This window comes from Massilia sp. YIM B02443, assembly GCF_030411955.1.
In the GTDB taxonomy this organism is placed as follows: domain Bacteria; phylum Pseudomonadota; class Gammaproteobacteria; order Burkholderiales; family Burkholderiaceae_D; genus Telluria.
Genome location: NZ_JASNRA010000026.1, coordinates 65,998 through 74,001 on the forward strand (window position 1 = coordinate 65,998; position 8,004 = coordinate 74,001).

8 protein-coding genes and 1 tRNA gene are annotated in these 8,004 nt (G+C 65.4%); 6 read left to right on the forward strand and 3 right to left on the reverse strand.

The window, feature by feature from the left end:
• Nucleotide 1 precedes the first annotated feature (1 nt).
• The 5 genes from tssC (at nt 2) to tssA (ending at nt 6,279) form a co-directional block, all read left to right on the forward strand.
• Entirely contained in the window at nt 2-1,489 is a 1,488-nt protein-coding gene (gene tssC, locus QPK27_RS21355; protein WP_290420193.1) for a type VI secretion system contractile sheath large subunit, read from the forward strand.
• 40 nt (nt 1,490-1,529) lie between these two features.
• Complete coding sequence (locus QPK27_RS21360) at nt 1,530-2,021, forward strand: type VI secretion system tube protein Hcp (RefSeq protein WP_290420194.1); 492 nt, start codon at nt 1,530-1,532, stop codon at nt 2,019-2,021.
• 93 nt (nt 2,022-2,114) lie between these two features.
• The gene (gene tssE / locus QPK27_RS21365) at nt 2,115-2,594 is read left to right on the forward strand and encodes a type VI secretion system baseplate subunit TssE (RefSeq protein WP_290420195.1); all 480 of its coding nucleotides are present in this window, start codon (nt 2,115-2,117) and stop codon (nt 2,592-2,594) included.
• A 49-nt stretch (nt 2,595-2,643) separates the two neighbouring features.
• On the forward strand, nt 2,644-5,280 hold the full coding sequence (gene tssH, locus QPK27_RS21370) for a type VI secretion system ATPase TssH (RefSeq protein ID WP_290420196.1): 2,637 nt from the start codon (nt 2,644-2,646) through the stop codon (nt 5,278-5,280).
• 9 nt (nt 5,281-5,289) lie between these two features.
• The gene (tssA, locus tag QPK27_RS21375; RefSeq protein WP_290420197.1) at nt 5,290-6,279 is read left to right on the forward strand and encodes a type VI secretion system protein TssA; all 990 of its coding nucleotides are present in this window, start codon (nt 5,290-5,292) and stop codon (nt 6,277-6,279) included.
• Nucleotides 6,280-6,319: 40 nt separating this feature from the next.
• On the opposite strand, the gene phaP is transcribed toward tssA, so the two are convergent.
• Complete coding sequence (gene phaP, locus QPK27_RS21380) at nt 6,320-6,892, reverse strand: TIGR01841 family phasin (RefSeq protein WP_290420198.1); 573 nt, start codon at nt 6,890-6,892, stop codon at nt 6,320-6,322.
• An 81-nt stretch (nt 6,893-6,973) separates the two neighbouring features.
• On the reverse strand, nt 6,974-7,180 hold the full coding sequence (locus QPK27_RS21385) for a hypothetical protein (protein WP_290420199.1): 207 nt from the start codon (nt 7,178-7,180) through the stop codon (nt 6,974-6,976).
• A gap of 133 nt (nt 7,181-7,313) precedes the next feature.
• Between QPK27_RS21385 and cueR the strand changes: the two genes are divergently transcribed.
• Entirely contained in the window at nt 7,314-7,703 is a 390-nt protein-coding gene (gene cueR / locus QPK27_RS21390; protein ID WP_290420203.1) for a Cu(I)-responsive transcriptional regulator, read from the forward strand.
• Between the two features lie 100 nt (nt 7,704-7,803).
• On the opposite strand, the gene QPK27_RS21395 is transcribed toward cueR, so the two are convergent.
• Nucleotides 7,804-7,888, reverse strand: a tRNA-Leu gene (locus tag QPK27_RS21395).
• Nucleotides 7,889-8,004: the final 116 nt, after the last annotated feature.

Genomic DNA, 8,004 nt, shown 5'->3' on the forward strand with positions numbered 1-8,004 from the left:
GATGGCGGCGGTCCTCGAATCGAGCAATATCGCAGCAGCGCCGGAACTGGAAACCTCGCTGCTGGACCAGATCGTCGCCGAGAGCCGGGTGGCGCGTTCGACCAGCGAACACGAACGCGCGCGCGACCTGATCTCCGAACTGGTCAGCCAGGTGATGCAGGGGACGATGGTGATGTCCTCGAACCTGTCGGCCACCATCGACGCGCGCCTGGCGGAACTGGACCGCATGATCTCGGAACAGCTCTCCGCCATCATGCATGCGCCTGAATTCCAGAAGCTCGAGCGCAGCTGGACCGGCCTGCAATACCTGGTCAAGAACAGCAACACCAGCAGCAACCTGCAGATCCGCATGCTCAATGCGTCCAAGCGCGAACTGGTCAAGGACTTCCAGTCGGCCATGGAGTTCGACCAGAGCACCATGTTCAAGAAGATCTACGAAGAAGAATTCGGCACCTTCGGCGGCGCGCCCTACGGCACCCTGATCGGCGACTTCGAGATCTCGCGCCAGCCCGAAGACATCTACTTCTTGGAGCAGATGTCGCACGTGGCCGCGGCCAGCCACGCGCCCTTCATCACCTCCAGCAACCCGGAACTGTTCGGGGTCGAAAGCTTCGGCGACCTGGGCAAGCCGCGCGACCTGGCCAAGGTGTTCGACACCGCGGAATACGCCAAGTGGAAGGCGTTTCGCGAGTCCGAGGATTCGCGCTACGTCGGCCTGACGCTGCCGCGCTTCCTGGGCCGCCTGCCGTACCACCCGGCCGACGGCATGACGGTCGACGGCTTCAACTACGTCGAAGACGTCGACGGCAGCGACCACTCCAAGTACCTGTGGTGCAATGCGGCGTACTCCTTCGGCGTGCGCCTGACGCACGCGTTCGAGGACTACGGCTGGTGCGCCGCGATCCGCGGCGTCGAAGGCGGCGGCCTGGTCGAGAACCTGCCGACCCACACCTTCAAGACCGACGAGGGCGAAGTGGCGCTGAAGTGCCCGACCGAAGTGGCGATCACCGACCGCCGCGAGAAGGAATTGTCGGACCTGGGCTTCATCTCGCTGGTGCACTGCAAGAACACTTCGTACGCGGCGTTCTTCGGCGCGCAGTCGGCGCAGAAGGCGCGCAAGTACAACAACGAAGCGGCCAATGCCAACGCGGTGCTGTCGTCGCAGCTGCAGTACATCTTTGCGGTCTCGCGCATCGCGCACTACATGAAGGCCATGATGCGCGACAAGATCGGCAGCTTCGCCGCCGCTTCCAACGTCGAGGATTACCTGAACCGCTGGCTGACGCAATACGTGCTGCTCGACGATAACGCGAGCCAGGACCAGAAGGCGCAGTTCCCGCTGCGTGAAGCCAGCGTGCAGGTGTCCGAAGTGCCGGGCCGTCCCGGTGTGTACCGCGCCGTGTCGTTCCTGAGGCCGCACTTCCAGCTCGATGAACTCTCCGTTTCGCTCCGGTTGGTCGCGGAGCTTCCGCAGTCGACCAAAAGCTGACTTTTTCAACCACCTGTAATTACCAACCTTGGAGTAGAACATGGCAATTGACGTGTACCTGCAGATCGATGGGATCAAGGGCGAATCGATGGACGACAAGCACAAGGACTGGATCGAGTGCACCGCCGTCAAATGGGGCGTGTCGCAACCGCGTTCGGCCACCGCGTCGACCGGCGGCGGCCACACCGCCGAGCGCTGCGAGCACCAGGAGATCACGCTGACCAAGCTGGCCGACCTGTCCTCGCCGATCCTGCTGCAGACCTGCTCGGCCGGCAAGACGATCCCGAAAGCCAAGCTCGAATTCATGCGCGCCGACGGCCAGGGCGACCGCATCAAGTACTTCGAGATCGAACTCGAAAACGTCCTGATCGGCGGCATCAACCCGAGCGTCGAAGAAGGCACCATCATCGCCGAATCGGTGGGCCTGAAGTTCTCGAAAGTGAAGTGGAAGTACACCCAGCAGAAGGTCACCGGCGGCGCCGGCGGCAACACCTCGGGCGGCTGGGACCTGGCGACCAACAAGATCGTCTGATCCGGCGTTCGCCGGCATCACCGCGGCGGCCGGGTGGCCGCCGCTTTTTCTCTCTTCTTCATTTTTACATCCCCGCGACCTTCCGGAGGCAGCATGAAAGGCTTCACGCCGGGCCTGCTCGATCGTCTGATGCGCGAGCGTGGGGAGGGCGCCATCCCGGGCGCACCGGTCAACATCGACCAGATCAAGGACGGTGTCGCGCGCGACCTGGAAGCCCTGCTTAACACCCGCATCGCTTTTGATGCCGCCACGCTGGACGCCTATCCCGCCGTGCGCGGCTCGATCCTGCGCTACGGCGTGATCGACTTCGCCGGCTTGTGCCTGACCAGCGCCGCCGACCGCGCCGCCGTCTGCGCCAGCATCGAGGACGCCATCGCCACCCACGAGCCGCGCCTGCGCGCCGTCAAGGCCACGCTCGAGCAGGATGCGGGCGACGTCAACCGCCTGCACATCGCGATCCAGGCGCGCCTTGCCCTGGACGGACTGCAGGAACCGGTCAGCTTCAACGCCGTGCTGCAGCCGTCGTCGCTGCACTATGAGATCCGCAAGAGCGCGCGCCCGCCACGGGCCTAGGCCCGGGCCGCGCGTGCATCGCAACCATCCACCAGGAGGACCGCCAACGATGGACATCAACCTGAAGACCCTGATCGGCAAGTTGAACGACACCACCCGCGCCGCCGCCACCCGTGCCGCCAGCATCTGCGTCGGGCTGGGACAGTACGAGGTCGAGGTCGAGCACCTGTTCCTGGGCCTGATCGAGCAGCCGGGCAGCGACCTGGCGGCGATCGCGCGCGCCTGCGACATCAGCCTTACCGGCCTCGAGGCGGACCTGCGCCGCGAAGTTTCACGTTTCGCCATCGGCAGCGCGCGCACGCCGGTGTTTTCGCGCCACCTGCCGCTGCTGTTCGAGCATGCCTGGCTGATCGCCTCACTTGGCAACGGTCAGCCGAACCAGATCCGCAGTGCGCATCTGTTGCTGGCGCTGCTGACCGAACCGTCGCTGGCGCAACTGGCGCAGCGCGCGTCGCGCCTGTTTGCGCGCTTCCCGCTCGATCGCCTCAAGCACGACCTGGAGCGCCTGACCCGTGGCTCGGTCGAAGTGCAGCAGGAAGCGCCGGTTGCCGTGGAAGCCGGCGCCGATGCGGCCACCGAACTGACCCAGGCCGCCGCCGGAAAGACGCCGGCGCTGGACCAGTACACGACTTGCCTGACGGCGCGCGCGCGCGACGGCAAGGTTGACCCCGTGATCGGACGCGATCCCGAGATCCGTCAGGCGATCGACATCCTGATGCGCCGGCGCCAGAACAACCCGATTCTGACCGGCGAGGCCGGCGTCGGCAAGACCGCGGTGGTCGAAGGACTGGCGCTGCGCATCGCGCAAGGCGACGTGCCCGAGGTATTGAAAGGCGTCGAGATCCACAATCTCGATATGGGCCTGCTGCAGGCCGGCGCCAGCGTGAAGGGCGAGTTCGAGAACCGTATCAAGAACGTCATCGACGAAGTAAAGAAAAGCCCGCACGCGATCATCCTGTTCATCGACGAAGCGCATACGATGATCGGCGCCGGCGGCACGGCGGGCCAGAACGACGCCGCCAACCTGCTGAAACCCGCACTGGCGCGCGGCGAGCTGCGCACCATCGCCGCCACCACCTGGAGCGAATACAAGAAGTACTTCGAAAAGGATGCCGCGCTGGCCCGCCGCTTCCAGGTGATCAAGGTCGAGGAACCGGACGAAGACACCGCGAGCGCCATGCTGCGCGCGATGGCGCCGCTGATGGAGCAGCACTTCAAGGTGCGCATCTACGACGACGCGATCACCGAAGCGGTGCGCCTGTCGCACCGCTACATCAGCGGACGCCAGCTGCCGGACAAGGCGATCAGCGTGCTCGATACCGCCTGCGCCAAGGTGGCGTTGGGCCAGAGCGCGACACCGGCGCTGCTGGAAGACTGCAGCCGCCGCATCGAACGCTGCGACGCGCGCATCGCCGCGTTGACGCGCGATGCCCGCGCCGGCCAGGGCGACCCGGCCGCGCTGGCGATCCTGACCGAGGAACGCGCCGCAGCCAGCACCGAACAATCCGGCCTCAATGCACGCTGGCAGGAAGAACAGGCGCTGGCCGGCCAGATCGGCGGCTTGCGCGCCGAGCTGGAGTCGGCCGGCGGGCAGGGCGCCACCAGTGAGTTGCGCGCGCTGACCGAACGGCTGCAGCAACTGCAAGGCGAAGCGCCGCTGGTGCCGGTGCAGGTCGACGGCCACACGGTGGCCGAGATCGTGGCGGCGTGGACCGGCATACCGCTCGGCCGCATGGTCAAGGACGAAATCAAGACCGTGGTCAAGCTGCAGGCCATGCTCGACGAACGCATCCTGGGCCAGAAGCACGCCAGCGGCGTGGTGGCCCAGCGCGTGCGCACCGCGCGCGCCAACCTGGACGACCCGAACAAGCCGAAGGGCGTGTTCCTGTTCGTCGGCACCTCGGGCGTGGGCAAGACCGAGACCGCGCTGGCGCTGGCCGACATCCTGTATGGCGGCGAGCGTAAGCTGGTGACGATCAATATGAGCGAATACCAGGAGGCGCACAGCGTCTCGGGCCTGAAAGGTTCACCGCCGGGTTACGTGGGCTATGGCGAAGGCGGCGTGCTGACCGAGGCCGTGCGCCGCAACCCCTACAGCGTGGTGCTGCTGGACGAAGCCGAGAAGGCGCACCCGGATGTGCTCGAACTGTTCTTCCAGGTGTTCGACAAAGGCGTGATGGACGACGCCGAAGGCCGCCAGATCGACTTTCGCAACACGATCATCATCCTCACCTCAAACGTCGGTTCCAGCCAGTTGATGCAGGCCTGTCTGAACAAGCCGGCAAGCGAACTGCCCACGCCCGATCAACTGTCCGAGCTGCTGCGTCCTGTCTTGACAAAGCACTTCAAGCCGGCCTTCCTGGGCCGCCTGACGGTGGTGCCGTTCTACCCGATCCGCGACGAGGTGCTGTCGAACATCATCCGTCTCAAGCTGGCCCGCATCGGCGCGCGCGTGCTGGCCAACCACAAGGCGCAGTTCGAGTACGACGACAGCTTGGTAGCGGCGGTGCTGGCACGCTGCACCGAAGTCGATTCCGGCGCGCGGGCCGTCGACAACGTGTTGAACGGCACGCTGCTGCCCGAGATCGCCGACAGCGTGCTGGCACGTATGATGGAAGGCGGCGCCATCGCCCGGGTCAAGGTCGGCGCCACCCGCGCCGGCAAGTTCAAGTACGCGATCGAATAAGGAGACGCCATGCTGAACATCGAAACGCTGCTCGCGCCAATAGCGCCGGACAATCCCTGTGGCGAGGATCTCGCCTTCGCGCCCGAAGTCGACGAGATCGCGCGGGCACGGCTGGCCGATGACCCGTCGCTGGAGCAGGGCGCCTGGGTCACGGCCCTGAAGGAGGCCGACTGGAAGTTCGTCGGCAAGCGCTGCGCCCAGCTGATCGAGGCGCGCAGCAAGGATCTGCAACTGGCGGTGTGGCTGGCGGAAGCCAATGCCAAGACCGGCGGCGTGCGCGGCCTGGCCGAAGGGCTGGATCTGGTTGAGGCGCTGTGCGCACGCTACTGGGACGGCCTGCATCCGCAGCCGGACGAAGACGGCCATGAGCGCCGCATCGGCAACCTGGCCTGGATCGCGGGACGGGTGGCGCCGCTGGTCAAGACTACGCCGCTGGCAGACGGCGCGTTCACGTTGCAGGCGTGGGAAGTGGCGCGCGCCCGCGGGCCGGAGGCAACGGCCGAACTGGAAACGGCACGCGGGCGTTTCAAGCCGGCCGCGTGCCAGGCGCTGCTCGCCGATTGCGAAGCCTGCCTGGCAGCCGTGACCCGGCTGGAGCAGACCATCGACGCCGTGCTGGGCGTCGATGGCCCGAGTTTCGGGGCCGGACGCGCGGCGCTGCAGGACGTGATCGACCTGGTCACGCCTGGCCTCCCGGTAGCCGGGATTGCCGACACGCCGTCAGCACAGCTGACGGTCGGCGCCGCCCAGCCAGTGGCATCGCTTTCGCGCGTCGACGGCCCGGTCCAGCACCGTGACCAGGCCCTGGCCCAGCTGCGCCAGGTGGCCGAATTCTTCCGCCGCACCGAGCCGCACAGCCCGGTCGCCTACCTGGCCGAGAAGGCGGCGCGCTGGGGCGAGCAGCCGCTGCACGCCTGGCTGCGTTCCGTGATCAAGGACGACGCTTCGCTGGCACGGCTGGAAGATCTGCTGGGGATCGAGAGTCCGGCGACGCAATAGGCCGCAAAGCCGGGCGCCGGACAGGAGACTGACTGGCGGATTATTGGGACGCGCCGCCATCGCCCGCAGGCTTGGCGGCGGCGGACGGCGTCACCATCGAGCTGGCGCGCTCGAACTGCGCTTCCACGTTCTGTACCGCCTGGCGCGTGGCCTGGCTGACCTGTTCGTAGCCCTTGAAGGCGTTGTCGATCGCGGCCTTGATGATCTCGACCGCGTTTTCGGAACCGGGCTTGACGTTCTGGGTGACGTCGTAGATCAGCGCCGACAGCGTGTTCTTGGCTTCCGCCACGTGGGTGTCGGCGGCATTGCGGAACTCTTCGTGCATCTCGTCGATGATGGCCTTGAGCCGGGCGCTGTACTCGGCGGCGTTGCTCATGTCCGGCTTCAGGGTCGAGGCCAGCGAGTCGAGCGCCTGCTTCGGGTTGCCGGCCTGGGCCATGTCGCGGCCGGCGTTGAGGGTGCGGTCCATCGAACTCTTGGCCGCATTCATGTTCAGGTTCACGACCTGCTCGACGCCCTGGACCGTCTTGCTGGCGACGGCGTTAAAGGTCTGCATCTGCAGGTCGAACAAGGTCTTGGTGGCGTTGGCGAACTGCTCCGGGCTGGTAAACATGCGTGTCTCCTGGCGTGGATGCGCTGTTGTCTGCGCAAAAGCGCATTGATTGTGGCGGAAGACGGGCGTCTTCCGCTTTCATTATTTAACAACAATAAGTTTTTCGCAACGCGCGTCCCGATACGGACCGCTGGCGCGCTCCCAGCCTTCGCCGAGCGGGGTCTGGGAACAGGCCAGTTGGCCGTTGGACTTGCTGCGCCACTGGTAGTAGGACGCGGGTGCGGCGCTGGCGGAAGCGGCGGCGATGGCCAATGCCGCGATGCCTGTGGTGAAGCGGAGGATCTGCATGGCTTCCATGCTGTGCGCATCAGGCCGCCGAGTCAAGTCCCGGCTTGACCTTGCCATCGTTGGAAGGTGTATCCTGCGCCTGAATACAACAGGAGAAACCCCCATGCAGGACGGCCATTGTCAACATTCAAACATGAACATCGGCGAGGCTGCGCGCGCGTCAGGCGTGACGGCCAAGATGATCCGCCACTATGAATCGATCGGACTGGTGAAAGAGGCGCGGCGCAGCGACGCCGGCTATCGGGTGTACGGGGAGCACGATGTGCGCGTGCTGCAGTTCATCCACCGCGGGCGTGCGCTGGGGTTTTCGCTGGAACAGATTCGCAGCCTGCTGGCGCTGTGGGAAGACAAGGGACGCGCCAGTGCTGACGTTCGCGCATTGGCGCAGTCGCATATCGAGGAACTGAACCACAAGATCGCGGAGATGGAGGCGATGCGGCGTACTTTGGAAACGCTGGCGGCGTCATGTCACGGTGATGCGCGCTCGGATTGTCCGATCCTGGACGATCTGGCTGCACACTGAACGCGAAAAAGGAGGGCACAACGCAAAACGCCGTAACCCTCTTGCAAAGGCTACGGCGTTTTGCGGGACACGGGGTCCGTCAAACTTGTTCGGTAGAGTTTGGTGCCCACGGAGGGACTCGAACCCCCACACCTCGCGGCACATGGACCTGAACCATGCGCGTCTACCAATTCCGCCACGTGGGCACTGATACTGCTAACACTGCTTTTACTTCCGCGTCGGCAGGGAACCTGCCAACCCTACGATACTGCATTTTACAACGGTAGCTTTTGGTGCCCACGGAGGGACTCGAACCCCCACA